The 21,367-nt window shown below is 63.1% G+C and carries 21 protein-coding genes, 1 pseudogene and 1 riboswitch; of the genes and pseudogenes, 9 read left to right on the top strand and 13 right to left on the bottom strand.

Annotation, left to right across the window (positions count from 1 at the left end; all coding sequences use genetic code 11):
• Positions 1–78: 78 nt before the first annotated feature.
• The 5 genes and pseudogenes from NKI15_RS21750 to NKI15_RS21730 all read left to right on the top strand — a co-directional run bounded on the left by NKI15_RS21750 (position 79) and on the right by NKI15_RS21730 (position 3,734).
• Positions 79–1,245 (top strand): diphosphate--fructose-6-phosphate 1-phosphotransferase, encoded by a 1,167-nt coding sequence (locus NKI15_RS21750; protein WP_023707783.1) that lies wholly within the window; start codon positions 79–81, stop codon positions 1,243–1,245.
• Positions 1,245–2,009 carry an MBL fold metallo-hydrolase gene (locus NKI15_RS21745; protein WP_031196287.1) on the top strand — a complete coding sequence of 255 codons (765 nt, stop codon included), beginning with the start codon at positions 1,245–1,247 and terminating at the stop codon, positions 2,007–2,009. Before NKI15_RS21750 ends, NKI15_RS21745 begins: the two co-directional genes overlap by 1 nt.
• 15 nt (positions 2,010–2,024) lie before the next feature.
• Positions 2,025–2,255 (top strand): annotated as a pseudogene (locus tag NKI15_RS21740) (PDZ domain-containing protein); the annotation flags it as partial.
• 130 nt (positions 2,256–2,385) lie between these two features.
• Complete coding sequence (locus NKI15_RS21735; RefSeq protein ID WP_023684287.1) at positions 2,386–2,997, top strand: sulfite oxidase-like oxidoreductase; 612 nt, start codon at positions 2,386–2,388, stop codon at positions 2,995–2,997.
• A complete protein-coding gene (locus NKI15_RS21730) occupies positions 2,994–3,734 on the top strand; it encodes an FAD-binding oxidoreductase (protein WP_023746588.1) in 741 nt (246 codons plus the stop codon). Before NKI15_RS21735 ends, NKI15_RS21730 begins: the two co-directional genes overlap by 4 nt.
• A 45-nt stretch (positions 3,735–3,779) precedes the next feature.
• Here the strand turns inward: NKI15_RS21730 and NKI15_RS21725 are convergent, their stop codons facing one another.
• The 8 genes from NKI15_RS21725 to NKI15_RS21690 all read right to left on the bottom strand — a co-directional run bounded on the left by NKI15_RS21725 (position 3,780) and on the right by NKI15_RS21690 (position 11,623).
• Positions 3,780–5,249: a nucleotidyltransferase family protein gene (locus NKI15_RS21725; protein WP_023746587.1), complete on the bottom strand. Its 1,470-nt coding sequence runs from the start codon at positions 5,247–5,249 to the stop codon at positions 3,780–3,782.
• Entirely contained in the window at positions 5,249–5,941 is a 693-nt protein-coding gene (locus tag NKI15_RS21720) for a glycosyltransferase family 2 protein (protein WP_245260725.1), read from the bottom strand. Before NKI15_RS21720 ends, NKI15_RS21725 begins: the two co-directional genes overlap by 1 nt.
• Entirely contained in the window at positions 5,926–6,678 is a 753-nt protein-coding gene (locus tag NKI15_RS21715; protein ID WP_352514613.1) for a glycosyltransferase family 2 protein, read from the bottom strand. Before NKI15_RS21715 ends, NKI15_RS21720 begins: the two co-directional genes overlap by 16 nt.
• A 33-nt stretch (positions 6,679–6,711) precedes the next feature.
• Positions 6,712–7,455, bottom strand: a complete 744-nt coding sequence (locus tag NKI15_RS21710; RefSeq protein WP_352514614.1) for a glycosyltransferase family 2 protein — start codon at positions 7,453–7,455, stop codon at positions 6,712–6,714.
• A complete protein-coding gene (locus NKI15_RS21705; RefSeq protein WP_352514615.1) occupies positions 7,452–8,501 on the bottom strand; it encodes a serine kinase in 1,050 nt (349 codons plus the stop codon). Before NKI15_RS21705 ends, NKI15_RS21710 begins: the two co-directional genes overlap by 4 nt.
• A gap of 151 nt (positions 8,502–8,652) precedes the next feature.
• Positions 8,653–9,075 (bottom strand): PqqD family protein, encoded by a 423-nt coding sequence (locus tag NKI15_RS21700; protein ID WP_023668882.1) that lies wholly within the window; start codon positions 9,073–9,075, stop codon positions 8,653–8,655.
• Between the two features lie 162 nt (positions 9,076–9,237).
• Positions 9,238–10,338, bottom strand: coding sequence for an FAD-binding oxidoreductase (locus NKI15_RS21695; protein WP_023738042.1), 1,101 nt, complete (start codon positions 10,336–10,338; stop codon positions 9,238–9,240).
• Between the two features lie 37 nt (positions 10,339–10,375).
• Positions 10,376–11,623: an aromatic ring-hydroxylating oxygenase subunit alpha gene (locus tag NKI15_RS21690; RefSeq protein ID WP_352673587.1), complete on the bottom strand. Its 1,248-nt coding sequence runs from the start codon at positions 11,621–11,623 to the stop codon at positions 10,376–10,378.
• A gap of 117 nt (positions 11,624–11,740) precedes the next feature.
• A riboswitch (cobalamin riboswitch) is annotated at positions 11,741–11,942 on the bottom strand.
• 499 nt (positions 11,943–12,441) lie between these two features.
• Between NKI15_RS21690 and NKI15_RS21685 the strand changes: the two genes are divergently transcribed.
• From NKI15_RS21685 to NKI15_RS21675, 3 genes are all read left to right on the top strand, one after another.
• Positions 12,442–12,648, top strand: coding sequence for a DUF680 domain-containing protein (locus tag NKI15_RS21685; protein WP_023668885.1), 207 nt, complete (start codon positions 12,442–12,444; stop codon positions 12,646–12,648).
• 66 nt (positions 12,649–12,714) lie between these two features.
• A complete protein-coding gene (locus tag NKI15_RS21680; protein ID WP_023668886.1) occupies positions 12,715–12,918 on the top strand; it encodes a DUF680 domain-containing protein in 204 nt (67 codons plus the stop codon).
• Positions 12,919–12,989: 71 nt separating this feature from the next.
• A complete protein-coding gene (locus NKI15_RS21675) occupies positions 12,990–13,223 on the top strand; it encodes a DUF680 domain-containing protein (protein ID WP_023715518.1) in 234 nt (77 codons plus the stop codon).
• A gap of 73 nt (positions 13,224–13,296) precedes the next feature.
• Here NKI15_RS21675 and NKI15_RS21670 read toward each other — a convergent pair whose 3' ends face one another.
• The 5 genes from NKI15_RS21670 to NKI15_RS21650 form a co-directional block, all read right to left on the bottom strand.
• A complete protein-coding gene (locus NKI15_RS21670) occupies positions 13,297–14,409 on the bottom strand; it encodes an ABC transporter ATP-binding protein (RefSeq protein WP_023668888.1) in 1,113 nt (370 codons plus the stop codon).
• A gap of 66 nt (positions 14,410–14,475) precedes the next feature.
• Complete coding sequence (bglA, locus tag NKI15_RS21665; protein ID WP_031205894.1) at positions 14,476–16,140, bottom strand: beta-galactosidase BglA; 1,665 nt, start codon at positions 16,138–16,140, stop codon at positions 14,476–14,478.
• 5 nt (positions 16,141–16,145) lie between these two features.
• On the bottom strand, positions 16,146–17,300 hold the full coding sequence (locus NKI15_RS21660; protein ID WP_023668890.1) for a carbohydrate ABC transporter permease: 1,155 nt from the start codon (positions 17,298–17,300) through the stop codon (positions 16,146–16,148).
• Position 17,301: 1 nt separating this feature from the next.
• Positions 17,302–18,315, bottom strand: coding sequence for a carbohydrate ABC transporter permease (locus tag NKI15_RS21655; protein ID WP_023668891.1), 1,014 nt, complete (start codon positions 18,313–18,315; stop codon positions 17,302–17,304).
• Positions 18,316–18,550: 235 nt separating this feature from the next.
• Positions 18,551–19,906, bottom strand: a complete 1,356-nt coding sequence (locus NKI15_RS21650) for an ABC transporter substrate-binding protein (protein ID WP_023684298.1) — start codon at positions 19,904–19,906, stop codon at positions 18,551–18,553.
• Positions 19,907–20,271: 365 nt separating this feature from the next.
• On the opposite strand from NKI15_RS21650, the gene NKI15_RS21645 reads away from it, so the two are divergent.
• The gene (locus tag NKI15_RS21645) at positions 20,272–21,294 is read left to right on the top strand and encodes a substrate-binding domain-containing protein (protein WP_023702526.1); all 1,023 of its coding nucleotides are present in this window, start codon (positions 20,272–20,274) and stop codon (positions 21,292–21,294) included.
• Positions 21,295–21,367: the final 73 nt, after the last annotated feature.

The raw sequence follows: 21,367 nt of genomic DNA, 5'->3' as shown, positions 1-21,367 counted from the left end.
CGCTGGAAACTCCCGTTGCGCGATGCGGCAAGCTAGGCCAAGGTGCCTTGAAAACCACAGCGCCGGGAGAGATCGAGCATGGCTGGAACGTTTGTCATCGCACAGGGCGGCGGCCCGACCGCCGTCATCAACCAGACGGTTGTCGGGGCCACGCTGGAAGTCCGCAAGCGCCATCCCGGCGCCAAGGTGCTGGGCTCGCTCCACGGCGTGCGCGGCATTCGTGACGGCAACTATGTCGACCTCTCCGCCATCCCCGAGGACCGGCTGCGGCTGATCGCCGGCACGCCGAGTGCCGCGCTCGGCTCGACACGCGACAAGCCCGACGCTGCCTATTGCGAAGTCATCCTCAACGGGTTGAAGAAGGCCGGCGCCGACGCTTTCATCTACATCGGTGGCAACGACACGTCGGGCACGCAGCAGATCCTGACCGACGCCGCCGGCGGCAGCATCGCTTTCGTCCATGCGCCAAAAACCATCGACAACGACCTCGAGGAAAACGACCACACGCCGGGCTTCATCTCGGCGGCCGAATTCGTCGCCGGCGCCTTCCTGTCCGTCGATCTCGATTTCCGCGCATTGCCCGGCATCTATGTCGGCATCGTCATGGGCCGGCATGCCGGCTTCCTCACCGCGGCGGCTGCAGCCTGGCAGCTCGATCCCGACAGCGGCCCGCATCTGGTCTACGTGCCGGAACGGCCATTCTCCGCCGCCGGTTTCATCGACGACGTGCGCGCCACGCTCGACCGCCACAAGCGCTGCATCGTCGCCGTCTCCGAAGGTGTCAGCACCGCCGACGGCAAGGCGCTGGTCGAAAGCCTGGTGCCGCCGGACAAGCTCGAGCGCGACGCGCATGGCAACGTCAAACTGTCGGGCAGCGACCTGCCGTCAGCTCTGGAACGTGCGCTCGCCGAAGGCCTGCCGGGCAAGCGCGCCCGCGTCGATGCGCTTGGCTACATGCCGCGCGGCTATGTCGGCTCGATCAGTGCCGTCGACGCGCAGGAGGCTTTCGACGCCGGCGCCTTCGCGGTTGCCGTTGCCGGCGAAGGCGGTGGCTCGGTGGCGCTGCAATATGACGGCACGAAAACCTTGCTGAAGAAGGTGCCGCTGAAGAACGTCGCCGGCAAGACGCGCCATATGCCCGACGATTTCATGAAGCCCGATGTCAACCAGCTGTCGGAAGCGGGCATGGCTTACCTGAAGCGGCTGGTGCCGGAAAAATACAAGGTGGGAAAGCCCTTCGTCTGATGGGCGGCCGTTTTGGCGGCACCCGTTTTGGTGGCGAGCGCGTTGTCGGCGACTGGTTCGGCAAGACGATCATCGACGACCGCACGACGATGCTGACCGAGCCGTTCGTGCATGATTTCGTGCGCGCCAACATCTGGCATTTCAGGGGACGCGACGCCGACCTGCTGGTCGACACCGGCATGGGCATCTGCCCGCTGGCGCCTGAGATCGACACGCCCGAGGGCAAGCCGCTCATCGTTGTCGCCACCCACATCCATCTCGACCATGTCGGCTCGCTGCACGAGTTTCCGCTGCGCGCCGGGCCGCGGCACAGTGCCGAGCATTTCGAGACCATGAACGATCAGGTGACCTACGCCTACATGTTTTGTAATCTCGACGGCGCCGTTTCGAAATTGCCGGCGCCGGGCTGGACGGCGGCCGACTACAAGATTCCGCCGGCGCCGCTGACGCGCACGCTGGACGAGGGCGACATCGTCGACCTCGGCGACCGGCAGTTCCGCGTCCTGCATCTGCCCGGACATTCGCCGGATTCGATCGCTTTGTTCGACGAGGCAGACGGCCTGTTCTTTGCCGGCGACGCCATCTACGATTCCACGCTGATCGACGACCTGCCGGATTCCTCCCGGCCTGATTATCGCCGTACCATGCAGCGGCTCCTTGACCTGCCTGTTCGCCTCGGCCATGGCGGCCATGGGCCGAGCTTCGACGGCAACCGGATGCGCGAGATCGCCACAGCCTATCTCAGGCGCACCGGAGGCCTCTGACGACATTGGGATTGGAACCAGCGTGGCGCCGTGGTCGAGCGCGTCAATCCGGACAAGGCAGCTGCCAATGCCGGCCTGCAGCCGGGCGACGTCATCGTCGCCGTCGACCGGTCGCCCGTGCGGGATGCGCGGCAAGCCAACCAGGCGATCGCCGAGGCCGGCAGATCGGGCCGGAAGTCGGTGCTGCTTTTGGTCGACCGGGGCGACGCGCAAATCTTCGTCGCCGTACCCTTCGCCGCCGGTTGAGACATCATGGCAGGCTCGCCGGACCACCGACAGGCCTGCCGCACGGCCGCCAAAATTCCTGTTGCCCGCCGCGACATCTTCGAGAACATTACGGCAGGCCGGCAATGGCCTGCTAAAAACGGACAGTCCGATGGTCACTCGCGGTTTTTCCTCCGGTCGAAAGCCTCCGACGGAGACCGATGCGCGCATTCCGCCCGGTCAGTATCTCGAACAGGGCTTTCCGGTGCTGTCGGCGGGGCCGACGCCGCGCGTGCGCACCGAGGACTGGTCGTTCACGCTCAAGCACGGGCCGCGCCCGATCAAGAAATGGAACTGGGCCGAGTTCAACGCGCTGCCCTTGACCAAGATGACGCGCGACATCCATTGCGTTACCGCCTGGACCAAGTTCGATACCGCCTGGCAAGGCGTGCTGGTCGACGACATCCTTGCCGATGCAGGCATCGAAGCGCCGACCGGCTTCCTGCTGGCGCATGGCTATGACGGCTATACCACCAACGTGCCGGCCAAGGATCTCACCGCGGGGAAGGCGATGGTGGCGCTGCTTTATGAAGGCAAGCCAATCACTGCCGACCATGGCGGCCCGGCGCGGCTCCTGGTGCCGCATCTCTATTTCTGGAAATCGGCCAAATGGCTGAACGGGCTGCAGTTCACCGAGCGCGACGAGCCGGGCTTCTGGGAATTGCGCGGTTATCACATCTATGGCGACCCGTGGCGCGAGCAGCGCTATAGCGGCGATCCATGAGCGAAGCGCCGCAATCTCCCTGGCAGACGGCGAAAATCACCCGGATCGAAAAGCGGACGCCACGCGTCACCAGTTTCTTTTTCGCGCTGTCACGGCCATTCGCCTATCGCGCCGGACAGCATGTCGATGTCAGGCTGACTGCGCCTGACGGCTACCAAGCGCGCCGCTCCTATTCCATCGCCTCGGCGCCGGAGAGCGGCGCCACGATCGAGCTGGCGATCGAGAAGCTCGACGACGGTGAAGTCTCGCCCTTCTTCCACGACATCGCCGCGGTCGGTGACGAGATCGAACTGCGCGGGCCGCTCGGCGGCCATTTCGTCTGGTCCGATGGGGATGGCGGGCCGCTGCTTCTGGTCGGCGGCGGCTCCGGCGTGGTGCCGCTGATGGCGATGGTGCGGCATAGAACCTTGCGCAAATCGGCGGTGCCGGTGGCGCTGATGTTTTCGGTGCGGGTCTGGGACGAGGTGATCTTCCGCGACGAGCTGATCGGCCTCGGCGACGGCCGCGACGGGTTCGAGCTGGTGCTGACGCTGACACGCGAGGCGCCACGGCGCCCGTCCGACTATTCGAGGCGCATCGACACGGCAATGGTCATGCAGGCGCTCACGCGGCTGCCGCGGCCGCCGGCGCTCGCCTTCGTCTGCGGGTCGAACACCTTCGTCTCGGCGGCTGCCCGGGCGCTGATCGACGCCGGCATACCAGCGGAAATCATCCGCACCGAGCGCTATGGCGTCTGAGAGGGCCACAGTGGTTCACCGTTTCATGGAGACAGCGACCCGCTCTCAGGCGGGTGAAAACCTTGCCGACAGCAATTGGAACGGCAGCGCGCCATAGGCGGCGACTTCGGCCTCATTGTCCCAGTTGCGGAACTGGCGCGATGGCCGTGCCTCGATCACCAGAGGCCGGCCGGTGTCGTCCACCGTTACCTTGCCGCGAAAGCGCAGCACACGTCCGCCGCCGGCGCGGCTGATCACCATGGAACGCAAGCGGGCGACGTGACCGCTGCCGGCATTGATTTCCATCTCGATGCGGCGGCGGACTGGCGGAACGACGATCCTGACGGTGACGTCCAGCATCATCTCTCCAGTCCTGTCCGGACGCGGCAGGGCCTGAGAAAGCGCGAACGGTTCCGGCGTCGCTCTTACCTTGCGCAATGTCGGCCTGCCGCGCCAGACGGCAGCAGGCGTCGGATGCTGCAGTCGGCCCTTCTTGCGTTTCAGGCGCAACTGCTTGGCAAAGCCGCGCGACAGCCAGACGAGACCGCCGAAATCGGTGCGCGGCTTGGCCTGCAGCACCGAGGACCAGCGCGACAGGCCGGCGTGATCGGCGTTCGCAACCGTCCGTGCCAGTTCAGCCGGCGGCACTGCAATGCCGATTTCCAGGCTGAGGTAGGACAGCGCCACCGCCGCGGCTACGGCGAGGCCCCGCTTGGCGACGATGTCGGCGAACACGTCCCAGTCGACCTCGTCGCCCTCGATGGCGACGGCGCAGTCGACCAGCCAGTCGCTGTGGGTGTGGGCATCGAGGCCGCCATGCGCGATGGCAAGCGTCATGCGGTCGGCAGGCGAGGGCACAAGCACGCGGACGCCATTGAATTCGGCCGACAGGGCCCGCTGCCAGACCGCCAGATCGTCTTCGGTGCTCTGCTGCGATCCGTCATAGGCCAACTGGTGCAGGTCGATGTCGCCGAAACTGCCCTTGAAAAAATTCATCGAACGCAAGGACGCCAGCCTGGTGCGCAGATATTGCGGACTGACGCCGGTGGCGATCTGCCAGTCGCGTTCGCTAAGCACATCGAAGGCGGCAATCATGGCCTGCGGGCGCACCAGTATGTCGATGTCATGCGCCACCCGGCCGCGCTGCGCCGACGCGTTAACGGCGATCCGGCTGGCGCCTTTGATTAGCATCACCGCGCAGCCGGCGTCGATCATGGCCTGTAGCGCCGGCTCGGCCTCGCGCGCAGCCAGCCGCGATTTGGTCCACAGCATCTTTTGCAGGCCGACAAGACGTGGATAGGCCGGATGCCCAGCGAGCTTGCGGCCGAACCTGTCGGAGATCGCGGCCAGCAGCCGATGCTCTCGGAAGGCAACATGGTCGATATCGTTCTCGTCGAGCCAGCGCGCCGCGTAACGCCCTGCCGCTTCTTCATCGGGCAGCAATGCGGCCTTCAGCAGCTGGTCGAGTCCGCCAGTTGGCCATGACCAACCGTAGTCCGGAAACCGACGGCCGATACGGCGCATGGCATTGGCCATCAGTCGGCGCTCGCCTTTTTCGCTGCTCGCCTTTGCATGGCCAGCCTTACGACTTCGACATAACCGCGGTCGCGCACGGGGTCGCGTCCATAGGACATGCTGTCGGGCCGGATGCGGCGCAAGGTCAGGACATCGTCGAGCATGGCAAGCGCAAAGCCCGCCTCGCGGGCACGGGCGATCCAGTCGACCATGTCGCCGCGACCGCCTTGCGGGTCGATGATCGGACCGACGGCCTCGGCTACCTCCCGGCGGATCATCATCGTCGTGCGCGACCAGCCCGCCACCGCCACGTCCTGTTGCACATCGGGCTTGTCATCGCGAAACGTCCGCCAGTGGGCAAAGACTCCTGCCGTCGCGGGAAACCGCTCGAAATGCTCCAGCTGCCTTTCGATCTTGGTCGGCAGCCACAGATCGTCCGCATCGAGCGTGGCGACGAAGGGCGTCGCCAGCGCGGCGATGCCCCTGGTGGTGGCGCTGCCTGGTCCGGCATTGTCCTGGCGCAACACCTGCACCGGCATGCCCAGCGCATTGACCACCGCGACCGTATCGTCGGTCGAGCCGTCATCGACGACGATTATGGCGTCGGGCTGGACCGTCTGGGCCGCGACCGATCGCAGCGTCTCGGCGATGGTGGCGGTCGCGTTGAAGGCCGGAATGACGACGCCGTAGCTGGCCATCACAGGAAACGCCAATTCGCAAGTTCCTTGAAATCGAAGATGCCGTCGACAGGGTGCAAGGAGCGGTCGGCCTCGCGCCGTTTCATCGACTTGTAGACGGCGCGCATGAATTCGCGAAAAGGAACATCGGCCTGCCTGGTCATGTTGCCGGGATGGCGCCGGTAATAGAGCGCAACAGTGTCGGGCATCGTGAATTTCGGCCCGCTTTCGAAAGTGCGCAGCAAATAGTCGGTGTCCTCGGCCTGGTGGAAATCCTCGTCGAAGCTGCCGATGCGTTCGACCAACCGCCGGACGAAGATAGCGGGAGACAGGTGAATGCCGCGAACCGTCACCGAGTGGCTGTCGGCTGTCGGCTCCAGCGTATCGTCATCTATGTCGTCGACCAGCGTCATGCGCGAATAGGTCAGCTCGAGGGTGGGGTCTGCGTCGAAACAGGCCAGATCCGCCTTGAAGCGGCCCGGCGGGGAAATGTCGTCCGAATCGAGAAACGATACCAGCCTGGTCTGCGGCAGCAATTGCCGCAAGCCCGCGTTGCGTGCCCGCGTCACCCCGGCATTCTGCTGCTGGAAAAGGCGAATGCACGGCGCCTCCGCGATCAGCGAGCGCACGACCGCCACCGAACTGTCGGTCGAACCGTCATCGATAACGATGATGTCGAGATCGGCGGCATCGCGCTGCCTCAGCAGCGAGCGCAGCGCCGAGCCGACATGGCGTTCGCGGTTGTAGACCGGCATGATCACGCTCAGCTTCACGCACGCATTCCAGGCTGTGATCTGTTCATTCTTTCACCACTCTGCCGGGCGCCTGATCTCGAAAAGCCCCTCGACCGGGCGCCGCGACGGATCGGCCTTGCGCCGCCGCAAGGATTTCTGAATTACACGCAGATATTCGCGCACCGCCACATCCCTTTGCTTGGTCAAATTGCCGGGGTGGCGCCGGTAGTATACCGCGACGGTGTCGGGAAAAATGTGCTTCGGGCTGGTTTCGAAAATGCGCAGAAGATAGTCGGCGTCTTCCCCCTGCCGGAACTCCTCGTCGAAAGCACCAGCACGGTCGATGAGTGCCCTGCGGAATATCCCGGCGCTAAGGCTGACGCCGCGCACGGTGGGACCTGCGCCGCCCGGTGCCGGCTGCAGGCTTTCGTCATCCATGAGATCGACGCGCGTCATCAGCGAGTAGGTCAGCTCGAGCGCAGGGTCGGCCGCGAACAGGGGTAGGTCAGTCTTGAATCGTCCAGCCGGCGAGATGTCGTCCGAATCCAGGAACGACACCAGTTCGGTTTGCGGCAGCAACTGCTTCAGCCCTGTGTTGCGGGCGTTGGCCACGCCCTGGTTGGCCTGCTGGAACAGGCGGATGCACGACGCTTCTCGCATGATGGCGCGGACGGCTTCAACGGAGCTGTCGGTCGAGCCGTCGTCGACAAGGATGATATCGAGATCGGCATCGTCGCGTTGCCTGAGCAGGGACCGCAACGTCGAAACGACATAGATCTCCCGATTGTAGACCGGCACAATGATGCTCAACTTCATGCAGCGCCCCGAAGGACAAAATCCGCAATCGTGCCGGCGATCTCGCGCGGCTCGGTCCCCAGCGACAGCCGGTAGCATGGCAGGTCGCGGGTAAGCTCGCTGAAAAAGCGAAAGCCCGCTTCCCGCTCCCCCGGCATCTGCACGATTCCTGACGGGGCCAAGGCGATCATGGCATCCTTGCGCGATATGGGCATGACCGAGCTTCTCGCACCTCCCCTGATATGGGGCACTATCAAAGCAATAATGTCCAGACTTGCAGGAGTTGGTCGAGGCGCGATCTCGTCGATGTGAAAGGCATGCTTGCCTTGCCAGTTCAGCGGTTGGTACGACTTTAGCCGACCCTCCAGCTTCAGCCGCCTGAAGCCCTCCGGATCCTGCTTGAGCGTGGCAAACAGCGGATAGGCCGTCACCCCCTCGGTCCGGTCGATCAGCACATAGTCGTCGCCGACGCTATCGAGCCCATTGAGCAGGCCGGCGACGACCGTTCCCGATTTGCCGGCACCGCCGGAGCCCGCCAGCAGGACGCCCTTGCCATCGATGCCCAGCGTGCCGGCATGGGTGAGCCGCATGCCGCGCGCCGCATATTCCCAATGCAGGAAGGCGCGCAGCGGCGCCCCTTGTTCCCATGGCGGAAAGGCGTCGGCCGACATCATCAGCTGCGCCCCGACATGGCGTTGCGGATCATGGAACTGCCAGAAGTCGAGGTCATGATAGTAGCTGCCGCGCAATCCGGCCTCTTCCAGCCGGTTGGCAAAGGCATGATGGTTGTAATCGCCTCGGCCCCAGGTGGCCGGGGCGGGGACGCCATCGATGCCCCGGTGGGCGACGAAAATGCGGCAGCCGTCAGATGCAGACGGATTGCCCGGAGCCGGTATGAAGGCATGGCCGATGGTATCTGCCAGCGTGCCATGGTCGAGATGGACACTCAGGTCCAGCCCCGGCAACCGCACGCTGGCGGTAACGGGATAGAATGCGGCGGCGCTTTCCGCGGCCGCCAGCACATGGCGGGCATAATCCGGCAGGGTTTGCAGCGTGATCAAAGGCATGTGTTGGTTGTTCAGCGTCCAGAATTGCGCCGGGTCGCCTGATGCATGTCGCTCGGGGTGGCCCCGGTTTTGAGACGACGACATGCATAAAATCAAAGATCTAAGCGCGTCGCCTGAGTCCGTTCAAACGCGACGCGCTTTAGGGAAACGATTATGCCTGTTTCACCGCCGGCCAGCCGAGAGGTTCCTCGACCTCATGGATCGGGTCGACAATGATGAGATCGGCAAGGTCGTCATGGACATCGACCTTGAGCGGCTCATTGCTGGCAGCAAGCGCAGCCGACAGCTCGCCCGAAAGCGGTTGTGCCGGTGTTTCGGCTGGCGCAAGCAACCCGAAATCGAGCAGTCGGGCAACGAAGCTTTCGAGGTCGGCTAGGCTTATTTTTGCGGCGCCCGCGGCAGCTCCGACCAGCGCTTCAGTGGCGACGCCGGACGACAAAGCCTGCCAGACCCGGCTGCCGGAATCGGAAAAGCCAAAATACTTACCGTTCGAAAGATCGAGAACGACGGCTTCGCCATCGAATGATTCGAAAACGATGTCCTTGCTTGCGACCGCGTAGACCCGCTGTTGCATCGCTCTGTCCCCCGTTCCATGCGCCCATGAAGGGATGCGCCGGTTTCACGGTCTGCCCAGCCCTTCCTAAGTGCGTCTAAATCACTCGGCCTATGCTTGGCAAGACAAAGACCCGCGAACACAACGCCTGCGTCGGCGACCGTTGCGGCGAAGTCGACCGGCTCAAGCCTCGATTTCGAGCGCCGACAACGGTTTCGAGCAGCAGGCAAGGATGAAACCGTCATCGATCTCGTGGTCGAGGATGCCGCCATTGTGGCTCATCTCGACTTCGCCGGAGACCTTCTTCACCTTGCAGGTGCCGCACAGGCCGAACTCGCAGGCGGCGGGAATCCGCACGCCCGAGCTGCGCGCGGTCTGCAGCACGGTCTGGCCGGCGACGCAGCCGGCATCGACCTCCGAAAGCGAGAAGCGGATCGGCGTCACGGCTTCGACAGGTGCAGCGATGCCGTCCTCGACCGGGGAGGCAAACGGCGCCGGAATTTCCTCCACCACAGGCGCGGCAAAGCTCTCCTGATGGTATTTCGTCATGTCGAAGCCGGCGGCATCCAGCATGCCGCGCACGGCGCGCATGAACGGATCGGGGCCGCAGCAGAAGATTTCGCGCTCGCGGAAATCCGGAGCCAGCAGGGGCAGCCGGATCGCGTCGATGCGCCCCATATGACCGTACCAGCCCTCGCGGCTGGAACGTTCCTCGATCATGAAGCCGAGCGACAGGCCGGGCATATGGCCGCCGAGCAGTTCGAGTTCCTTGCGGAAGATGATCTCTTCGGCACGCCGCGCGCAGTTGACGAAACCGACATCGGTCCATGGCGCGCAGTCGTTCAGCCAGCGCAGCATCGACATCATCGGCGTCACGCCGGAGCCGGCCGAAATGAACAGGTATTTGGCCGCCGGGTGGCTGTGCAACGAGAAGTCGCCCGCCGGTCCATAGGCCTTGACGTGCGAGCCGGGTGCCAGATGGTCGAACATCCAGCGCGTGCCGATGCTGCCGGCCTGCGCCTTGATCGTCACCGCGATCGAAAACGGCCGCGATGGCGACGACGACAGCGTGTAGGTGCGCATCAGCGGCCCGTCCGGTGTCGGCAGTTCCAGCGTCAGGAACTGGCCCGGCTTGTAGCGGAACCAGGTCTGGTTGTCGGAGCGGAAGGTGAAGGTCTTGACGTCGGGCGCCTCGTCGCTGACGCCGATCACTTCCAGCACCTGCAGCCTATCGTTCCACGGCGCCATCTGGTCGAGATGGCGATAGAGCCCAAGATCCGTCATCGCATTCATCCTCTGGTCCCTCTTCGCCTGCTCCAGCTCACGCGACGCTGCGCAGCGCCGGCCGGCCGCCTTCGGCAAGGCGCGGGCCGATGAAGGCCGCGTACCATTCGACGAACTGGATCACGCCGCCCTCGTGCAGCTCCGAATAGGGGCCGGGCTCATAGGCCGGAGACAGGATGCCAAAGGCGTTTTCCTCGACGATGCGGCGGTCCTGGTCGTTGGTCTCCGTCCAGACATGGGTGAGCTCCTCAAGGTTGTAGTCGACCCCCTCGACCGCATCCTTGTGCACCAGCCACTTGGTCGTCACCGCGGTTTCGGTGGCGCTGATCGGCAGCACCCGGAAGGTGACCGCATGGTCGATCAGTATGTGGTTCCAGGTCGTCGGATAGTGGTAATGCATCAAGGTGCCGATGCGGTCGGCGGCAACAGTGTCGGACAGGTTCTTCGTCACCGCGCGCTTTCCGGACATCGTGTAGCTGACGGCATCGCGCAGCAGCGGCGCGCGGGTGGCGCGGTATTGCCCGGCCGGATCGATGCGGAACTTGCTCGGCAGGCCCGCCGCCTCGCATTTCGCCCAGTGCGCCAGCATCTCCGGATCGCTGTCGGCGCCCTGCACGCCGGTCACCGTCGGCGCTTCGGGGAATGTCTTGCACAGCTCCGGATGATTGCCGGCGCAGTGATAGCATTCGCGGTTGTTTTCCCAGACCAGCTTCCAGTTGCCCTTCTCGATGATGGTGCTCTCGAAGGCGACCTTGGCTTCATTCAGCCGGTGCGGCTTGAGGTAGGGCTCTATCATGGCGCGCATCGGCGCAAAGTCGGCAGGTTCTTTCGCCAGGCAGATGAAGATGTAGCCGCCGACGCTCTCGCAGGCGACGGGCTTCAGGCCGAACTGGCTCTTGTCGAAACCGTCGGCCATCTGGCGGGCAAACAGCAGCCGGCCGTCAAGCTCGTAGGTCCACTGGTGATAGGGGCAGACAAGCTTTGCCGCCATGCCCTTCTCAGTGTTGCAGACACGGCTGCCGCGATGGCGGCAGGAATTGTGAAAGGCGTTGATGTTGCCCTTCTGGTCGCGGACCAGCACCACCGGATAATCGCCGATCTGCACGGTGATATAGCTGCCGGGCTTCGGCAGTTCGCAATCATGGCCGATGAACAGCCAGTCGCGATACCAGATGTGCTCCATGTCGAGCTTGAAATAGTCCGGGTCGGTGTAGAAGGGCTGTTCCAGCGAAAAGCCTTGCTTGCGGCCGTTCAGGAGCCTCAGCATGTCGTTGCGCGTATCCATAGTTCTGTCCTCGTGGTTTAAGGACTGAACTTGGTGGTGATGGAGGAAGGATCGGACTCAGGCCGGCGCGGCGCCGGACATGCACTATCCACCTCTTGACCGCCCACCGCGATCAGTCGAGTCTATGCATCTCGGGCTGGTTTCCGGGCTCTGGAGTTGTCCTTGCGGACCATCGCGACACCTTCCCAGGCTCTTGCCCAGTGGTCTCCCGTTGCGACTTCAACTCCACCACCGTTGCGGGGGCAGCGCCGGATTCTGACCGGCTTCCCAATTCTCCGCTGCGTCGTCACGAAGCGGCACCTGAGATGCGATCATCTAATCACGGCAGCGATCGCGACGTCGGCATGAAAGCGACATCATATCCATGCGGCGCGACACGCGCGGCATACGCCCCGCCGACCACCGAAGGGCTGAGATCCTGTCTTGCGGCGCTATCATCGCCGTTTCGAATCGCTGCGGATCCAGTTCCGATCGGGGGCAAAAAGGGCTCAACGGTATCGAAAAGTTACTATTAGCAATCTCTAATCGAACCGAACGGTTCGTTTCTGTTGACAATGCGTGCAGGACGGTGTGAACGACGGCCCGGAAACCGACACCGGAGCGAACCACTCGGTTCGACATAAGCAACTGAAAACAATACGATAAATGACCATAGAAGAACTTCCTGGCACAATTTCAAGGTGCAGGACCGTGGTCCACACGGAACAACTTCGTGATTGGAAACCAGCCTATGGCTTTCCCACATCGGGGCTGTCCGAACGACGCGAATTCCTCCCAAGACACGCCGCTAGACGGACAGACAAACTGGAGTCCTAAAAATGAAAAAGATCATCCTCACTGCCGCAGCCGTTTTGGCGATCACCGGCAGCGCCTTCGCCGGTAGCGACAATTACGGTTCCAATGGTGCGAACCAGCCAGCCGTCTCGGTCGACAGCTCGTATACGGCTTCCATTCAGAAGCCGGCGCACGCTGACAAGCAGCCTGTCGTTCAGGGCGCCGACCGCGACCTCTACGGCAATCGCTGATCCCGACCAAAGAAGGGCGGCTAACCCGTCGCTCTCGGGATCCCAAAAAATTCAGGAGTATTTGAAATGAAAAAGATCATCCTTGCTGCCGCCGCCGTTTTGGCCATCTCCGGCAGCGCTTTCGCCGGTAGCGACAACTACGGTTCGAACGGCGCCAACCAGCCTGCGATTACGTCGACCGATAGTGGCCATACGGCTTCGGTTGAGAAGTCGGCTCCAGCCGAGCAGGCGCCTGCCCACGGTGCCGACCGTAACCTTTTCGGCCGCTAAAAGCCGGTTTCCAGCACGTGGCGGGCTTATCCGCTGCAGCTGGCGGCATCAGAAAAATTCAGGAGACTAAAATGAAGAAGATCGTTCTTGCCACCGCAGCCGTTCTGGCTGTTTCGAGCGCTGCCTTTGCCGGCAGCGACAATTATGGCTCCAATGGCGCCAACCAGCCGGCCGCTGCCGTCGACACCACCCGCACTTCGTCGACCGGCACCAACTCGGCGGTCTACAAGCTGCTGAACTCGTCGAACGACCAACAGAAGTTCGTTCCTCAGAGCAGCGACAGGGATCGGTTCGGCAACAACTAACAGCCGAAGCTTAAAAAAAGAGCGGCGGGCCTGGCCCGCCGCTCTTTTTTCATGCCTGTACGACGCAGCTATCTCAAGCCGCCTTCACTTCCACCGGCTTGAGCGAGAAGGAGTGCCCATCGGCGTCGAAGATGTGCAGGTCCCCGGCATCCGCGGTCAGTCGCAGCTTTGCCCCGCGCTTGACCTCGACATTGCCGGGCAGCTTGGTCACCAACGGCAGGTCGGCGCGGCCGATATCGACATAGACAAGCTGCACCTCGCCGAGTTGCTCGACATAGTCCACCACGCCCTCGAAAAGATATTCCGCGCCGGTGGCGGCCGACAGATCCTCCGGCCGCACGCCGAAGCTGACTGCCGCACCCTTTGCTGACGCCGGCGTTGCGATCGGCACCGTTGCCTTGCGGCCGCCGACATGGCTGACGATTGTCGGGTTGCCCGTCCTGTCGATTGTCGCCGGCAGGATGTTCATGGCCGGCGAGCCGATGAACTGGGCAACGAACAGATTGCCGGGCTTCTTGTAGAGGTCCATCGGCGTGCCGACCTGCTCGATATGGCCGTCCTTCAGCACGACGATGCGGTCGGCGAGCGTCATCGCTTCGACCTGATCGTGGGTGACGTAGATCATGGTCGTGGCAGGCATCGATTCCTTGAGCTTGGCGATCTCGATGCGGGTCGCGACGCGCAGCGCCGCGTCGAGATTCGACAGCGGCTCGTCGAACAGGAACACTTTCGGATTGCGCACGATGGCGCGACCGATGGCGACACGCTGGCGCTGGCCGCCCGACATCGCCTTGGGCAGGCGGTCGAGATATTTGGTCAGCTGCAGGATTTCGGCGGCCTGCCGCACCCGCTTGTCGATCTCGGCCTTGCTTTCCTTGCCGATCTTCATCGAGAAGGCCATGTTGTCGTAGACGGTCATGTGCGGATAGAGCGCATAGGACTGGAACACCATGGCAATGCCGCGCTTGGAAGGCGGCACGTCGTTCACCACCTCGCCGGCGATCTTCAGCTCGCCGGAGGTGATCTCCTCAAGCCCGGCGATGGACCGCAGCAAGGTCGACTTGCCGCAACCCGACGGGCCGACGAAGACGATGAACTCGCCCGACTTTATGTCGAGGTCGATGCCGTGGAGAATGTGCAGATTGCCGTATGATTTCTTCACCTGTCTCAGCGTGACATCGGCCATAATTTCCTCCCAGTGATTTCCCTAGAGAACCTGGATTTCCTCAAAAAATCCAGTTTCGTCAAAAACTCAGTCGATGCGCCCGAACCAGGCGCCGTAGCCGCCGAGGCGGATGGAACCTGTGCCGGATTGTCCCGAAAAACCGTGCCCGGCCAATGGCAGCAGCGCCTGACCACCGAGATCGACCTCGGCCGGCTTGCTGGCCAGATTGAAGACGCAGACGATCTGCTCATTGCCCTCACGGCGGGTGAAGGCGACGGTGTCGCCCTCGCTTTCGATGAACTCGATGTCGCCTTTGGCCAGGGCCGGATGCTGGCGGCGGAAACCGAGAAAGCGCCGGTAGTGCTCGAGCAGCGAGGCCGCGTCGCCCTGCTGAACATTGACCGCTTGCGACAAGTGCTTGCCCGGCACCGGCAGCCAGGGCTTGGCCGTCGAAAAGCCGGCATTGCTGGCGGTTGCATCCCACACCATCGGCGTGCGGCAGCCGTCGCGGCCCTTGAATTCGGGCCAGAAGCGAATGCCGTAGGGGTCCTGCAGATCCTCGAACTGCAACTCGGCTTCGCCCAGCCCAAGCTCCTCTCCCTGATAGAGGCAGACCGAACCGCGCAGCGACATCAGCAGCGCCGAGATAACCTTCAGATAGGCGGCCGGGTCGGCCTCGTCGGCGGCCCAGCGCGAGGCCGGACGCATCACGTCGTGGTTGGAAAAGGCCCAGCACGACCAGCCGTCGCTGGCGACCTTGCCGAAGGCTTCCAGCACCTGGCGCACCTTGGCGGCGCTGATCTTTTCCGGCGCCAGGAAATCGAAGGAATAGCACATGTGGACGCGTTTGCCGCCGGCGGTGTAGGCGGCGACCACTTCCAGCCCACGCTGCGAATCGCCGACTTCGCCGACCGCGGCGGCCGCCGGATATTCGTCGAGCAGCGCCCGGAACCGTTCGAGGAAGGCAAGGTTTTCCGGCCGGCTCTTGTCGTAGATATGGTCCTGGTAGTTGTAGGGATTGACCGCAGGTGCTGTCTGGTCGTTGCGCTCTTCGGGCGGCAGCGGCGGATTGTTCTCCAGCCCCTGGCTGTGGAAGTAGAAATTGATGGTGTCGAGGCGGAAGCCGTCGACGCCGCGCTCCAGCCAGAAGCGGGTGACGTCGAGCAGCGCGTCCTGGACTTCCCGATTGTGGAAGTTGAGGTCCGGCTGCTCGGACAGGAAATTATGCAGATAATATTGCTGGCGGCTGGTGTCCCACTGCCAGGCCGAGCCGCCGAAGATCGACAGCCAGTTGTTGGGCGGCGTGCCGTCCGGCCTGGCGTCGGCCCAGACATACCAATCGGCCTTGGGATTGCTACGGCTGGCGCGGCTCTCCTTGAACCATGGATGGTTGTCGGCGGTGTGCGACAGCACCTCGTCGATCATCACCTTGAGGCCGAGGTGATGGGCTTCCGCAACCAGCGCGTCGAAATCGGCGAGCGTCCCGAACATCGGGTCGACGTCGCAATAGTCCGAGACGTCGTAGCCGAAATCCTTCATCGGCGACTTGAAGAAGGGCGAAATCCAGATGGCGTCGACGCCGAGCGAGGCGATGTAGGGCAGCCTGCGGATGATGCCCTTGAGGTCGCCGATGCCGTCGCCATTGGAGTCCTGATAGGAGCGCGGATAGATCTGGTAGATCACCGCGCCCCGCCACCAGTCGCGATCGACGGCGAGATCGGGCTTCGAGGTCGCCTTCAAAGCGGCTTGCATAAGTCTCAACCTCCTTTGACCGAGCCGGCCAGCAGCCCGCGGACGAAATAGCGCTGCAGCGAGAAGAACACGATCAGCGGCACGATAATGGTGACGAAGGCCGATGTCGTCAGGATTTCCCAGTCGCCGCCGCGCGAGCCGAGCAACGCGTTGAGCTTCGCGGTCAGCACGATCTGGTCCCCTTCGGTACCGAGGAAAACCATTGCCACCAACAAATCGTTCCACACCCACAGGAACTGGAAGATTGCAAAGGACGCCAGCACCGGGAAGGACAGCGGCAGCACGATCTTGACGAAGATTTCGAAATCGCTGGCGCCATCTATGCGCGCCGATTCCATGATCTCGCGCGGCAGGCCGGCAATATAGCTGCGCAGGAGATAGATGGCGAAGGGCAGGCCGAAGCCGGTATGCGCCAGCCAGATGCCGAGATAGGTTTTCGACGGCACACCGAAGAAGATGCCGACGCCGTTGTAGATCTTCAAAAGCGGGATCAAGGACATCTGCAGCGGCACGACCAGCAGGCCGATGATTGTGGCGATCAGCAAGGCGCGGCCGGGAAAACGCATCCACGCCAATGCATAGGCGGCGAAGGCGGCGATCAGGATCGGGATGACCGTCGCCGGGATGGTGACGGTCAGCGAGTTTATGAACGAGCGGCCGATGCCCTCCGAAAACAGCACGGTCTTGTAATTGTCGGTGGTGAATTTCGGTGGCGCCGACGAGGCGTAATAGACGCGCTGGCCACGGTCGCCTTCGAAAGCCTTGGGCGAACTCATGACGAACGTTCCGTCGGCATTGAGCTGCAAGGTCACGCCGTCGCCGAGATCGGCAGTGGTGCCGGCCGGATATTGCGTCGGTGCCGCCGACTTGACGCCGAAGGCGCTGATGTTGCGCGCAGCACCGTCGCCGAAGATATTGCCGGCAAGCACGAACTTGCCGTCCTTCTCGACCTGCGCCGAGGCCGGCGGCAGGCGGCCGGCTTCAGTCTGGCTGGAGCTGGAGAACGAGTTCCACCAGCCCGAGGCGATGATCTGGTCCTTGTCGCGCAGCGACGAGACCAGGATGCCGAGCGTCGGCACGGTCCAGACGGCGACGAAGACAAGCACGGCGATGTGGACGCCGAAGCGGCTGGCAAAGGACTTTCCGGTCGCGACGGCCATCTCAATGTCCTCCCGTCTCTTTGTTCGCCTGGCGGATGTTCCAGACCATGATCGGGATGACCGCGATCATGATGATGATGGCGATGGTGGCGCCGCGGCCGAAATCGCCGCCGCCGCGGAACATCCAATCGAACATCAGATTGGCCAGCACCTGGCTGTTCCATTGGCCGTTGGTCATGGTCAGCACGATGTCGAACACTTTCAGCACCAGGATGGTGATCGTCGTCCAGACCACGGCGATGGTGCCCCAGATCTGCGGCACCATGATCTTCCAGAAGATCTGGAACGGATTGGCGCCGTCGATGACCGCGGCTTCAAGCGTCTCTTCGGGGATGCCGCGCAACGCCGAAGACAGGATGACCATGGCAAAGCCGGTCTGGATCCAGATCAGGATGATCATCAGGAAGAAATTGTTCCAGAACGGCAGCGATATCCAGACCTGCGGCTGGCCGCCGAAATACTGGATGATGGCGTTGAGCAGGCCGATCTGCGTCTGGCCCTCGCCGCGATATTCGTAGATGAATTTCCAGATCACGCTGGCGCCGACGAAGGAGATCGCCAGCGGCAGGAAGATCAGGCTCTTGGCGATTGTGCCCCACCAGATCTTGTCCGTGAGCACGGCGATTATCAACCCTAGAAAGGTGCAGGCGGCGGGCACCACCGCCAGCCAGATGATGTTATTCAGGATCGAGTTGCGGAACTCGCGGTCGCCGAACGCCCATTCATAGTTGGCGAAGCCGACAAAATGCTGGCCGCCGCGGTCGAGGAAGGACAGCCAGAGCGTCGCCACCACCGGATAGATCAGGTAGACGGTGAGGATGATCATCGCCGGGCCGACGAACAGCCACGGACGGACCAGTCCTTGCCGGCGCAGATTGTCGATGGCCGCAGCCCCGGCCACGCCGCGCGACGGGAATATCAGGTCGACCAGCTTGTTGGCGCCCCAGAAATAGGCGACGCAGCCGCCGACGCCGATGATGATGACAAAAATGGCCGATAAGATCTGAGCAGCCATGGGTCCCTCTTCCCTGCGCATGATCGGCCGGGCCTTGAACAGCCCTGGCGATGTGGCTCTGCGCCGATTTAAGTTATTCTGAAACGAACGAACGCAAATCGGTCCGGCGTAAGGCGCCGGTCGGATCCGGGCCATAGCGGCCCGGACCCAGTCTGTGGAGGAAGTCCTGAATTTGCCGCCAAAGCGGCTGATTACTTGGCAGTGGTTACTTGCCAGCTGACTGCTTGCCAGCTGACTACTTGATAGCGTCCCAGCTCTTCTGGATGTCGGTGGCGACATCCTGCGCCGACTTGCCGCCGACCAGATCGATCATGCCGGTCCAGAAGGCGCCGGCGCCGATCTTGCCCGGCATCAGGTCCGAACCGTCGAAGCGGAAGGTCGAGGCATTGGCAAGGATATCGCCCTGCTTCTTCAGCGCGTCGCTGGCATAGGCATCCTTGTTGACCGACTTGAGCGGGGTGACGAAGCCGCCCTGGGCCATCCAGATTTCATGTGCCAGCGGCATTTTCAGAAATTCGATGAACGCGCGTGCACCCTTCGAATCCTTGGTGATCATGGCCAGCGTGCCGGCGCCGAGCACAGGCGTGCCCAGCTCGGGCTTGGATGCATAGGGCGGGAAGTAGAAGAAGTCGGCGTCCTGTCCAACCTTTGTGCCTTCCGGGAAGAAGGTCGGGATGAACGATGCCTGATGGTGCAGGTAGCATTTCGGCGGCACCGAGAAGAGGCCCTTCGGGCTGTCGCGGAAGTCGGTCGCGGCAACCGCCTTGGCCCCACCGTCGACCATCTTGTCGTCGGTCGCGATCTTGCCGAAAATGTCGATGGCGTTGACCACCGCCGGATCGCTGAACGGGATCTCGTTCTTTACCCACTTGTCATACACGTCGGGCGTCTGGGTGCGCAGCATGATGTCTTCGACCCAGTCGGTCGCCGGCCAGCCGGTAGCGCCGCCTGAGCCGAGGCCGATGCACCACGGCGTGCCGCCGTCGGCGATGATCTTCTTCTCGAGGTCGGCGAGCTCTTCCTGGGTCTTGGGAACCTTGTAGCCGGCTTCCTCGAAATTGTCGGGCGAATACCAGACCAGCGATTTCACGTCGGCCTTGTAGGGGAAGGCGAAGAAGCCCGGCTTGCCGTCCTTGTCCTTGAAGGTGCCGAGATCGACCCATGACTGGCCGGCGCCGTAATTGTCCTTGATCCATTTGGCGGTGTCGTCGCCCAGCGGCGTCAAAAGGCCCTTGGACGCCAGATCCTGGATCAGGCCCGGCTGCGGCAGTACGGCGATATTGGGCGGGCTGCCGGCCTGGGTATCGATGACGATCTGCTGTTCGTAATTTTCCGACGAGGAGTATTTGATCTCGGCGCCGGTGGCTTCCTGAAAATATTCGAGAACAGTGCGAATGAGGCCTTCGTCCTCGCCGCGCCAGGGCCCGAAGATGGTCAGCGTCTCGCCCTTGAGATCGACCTTCTTCAGCTCTTCGTAATTGGCCCAGTTGAAGCGCTTGTCTTCCCCGGGCTTGAACTTCAGTTCGGCTTGCGCCGGCAGGGACAAGGCGAGTGTGGCAAACGCTGCGCCAAGCAGAAGCATCTTCTTCATCGGTATTCCTCCCAGTGTGGACACATACACCCGGGCGGAACCTCCATTCCGCCCGCCGACGCTGCAGGACTGTGACTCGTTCAGAAAGGAACCGCAACCTTTCGAAAGAGTCTTCCAAAGCGCTTTGGTCTTTTTGATCTCGCCATTGAATCGGCTGGAAGTCAAGAGGGCGGTGGGCTAATCGATTTAATTGCGGGCCGCAAGACTTGGTAAAGTGCACTGCAGCACAGTTTTACGGCGGTGCAGCACCGTATTAAGCTTCAAACTGGCCGGACCAGTGCGTATGGTCGACCAGTTCGGCCGCGCCCATTGTGGCGCCGCGTGGCTTCAAAATTAAAAGCGCTTTGAGGCTTGGAGGCCTCCCAGTGAACCTGAAGCAGCTCTCTCATATGCTGGCCCTGTCGCAGACAACGGTAAGCCGTGCGCTCAACGGCTATCCCGAGGTCAACGAGGAAACCCGCCGGCGTGTGTTGGATGCCGCCAAGCGCCACGGCTACCGGCCCAACCCGAGCGCGCGCCGGCTGGCGACCGGCAAGACGGGCATGATCGGGTATGTGCTGCCGACGGGCGCCTCCGTCGACATCGACCCGCATTTCGTCGAGTTCCTGTCGGGTCTCGGCGACTATGCCCGCTCGCACGAGCTCGACCTGGTGCTGTCGCCGGCCGATGCCGACGACCAGGAAACCACCTATCGCCGCATCGTCGCCAACCGCCAGGTCGACGCCGTCTACATCTCCTCGCCGCGCCCGGCCGACCGGCGGGTGGCGCTGGTCAACACGCTCGGCATTCCCTTCATCGTCCATGGCCGCAGCGAAGGCTTCGATTTCGACTACCCCTTCACCGACATCGACAATGAGGGCGGCTTCCACGACGCCGCCCGGCTGCTGGTTCAGCTCGGCCACCGCCGGCTGGCGCTGATCAATGGCGACGACCGCGAGACCTTCGCCATCCACCGCGAGCGCGGCATGCGCAGGGCGCTGGCCGCGAGCGGCCTGACGCTCGGCGAGCGCCATGTCTGTTCACTCACCATGACCGAGGAGAACGGCTACCGCGCCGCCAGGCGCCTGCTCGAACAGAGCGAGCGGCCGACGGCGATCGCCTGCTCCAGCCTGATCATGTCGCTCGGCGTCGTGCGCGCGGTGCGCGACCTTGGCCTGACCATTCCCGGCGACCTGTCGTTGATTGCCCATGACGACGTCTTTCCATGGCTGAAGCCGGAGAATTTTTCCGTGCCGCTGTCGACGACGCGCTCGTCGATCCGCCTCGCCGGCGCCCGCATCGCCGAACGCCTGGCAGCGCGCATTTCCGGCTTGGAAGAAGGGGCGCGAGGCGAGGTCTGGCCTGTCGACCTGGTGGTGAGAGGCTCGGTCGCCGGCGCGCCGGTTTAGGGATTAATCCAATTGCTCCGCTGGGCAAGTTCACCCATGTGGATGTTGCCCGCAGATAGATTGACTTCGTTGG

Source organism: Mesorhizobium sp. M0862 (genome assembly GCF_040319795.1).
Lineage (GTDB): Bacteria > Pseudomonadota > Alphaproteobacteria > Rhizobiales > Rhizobiaceae > Mesorhizobium.
Note: the sequence above shows the minus strand (reverse complement) of the source record. Positions and strands in the feature narration are given on the sequence as shown.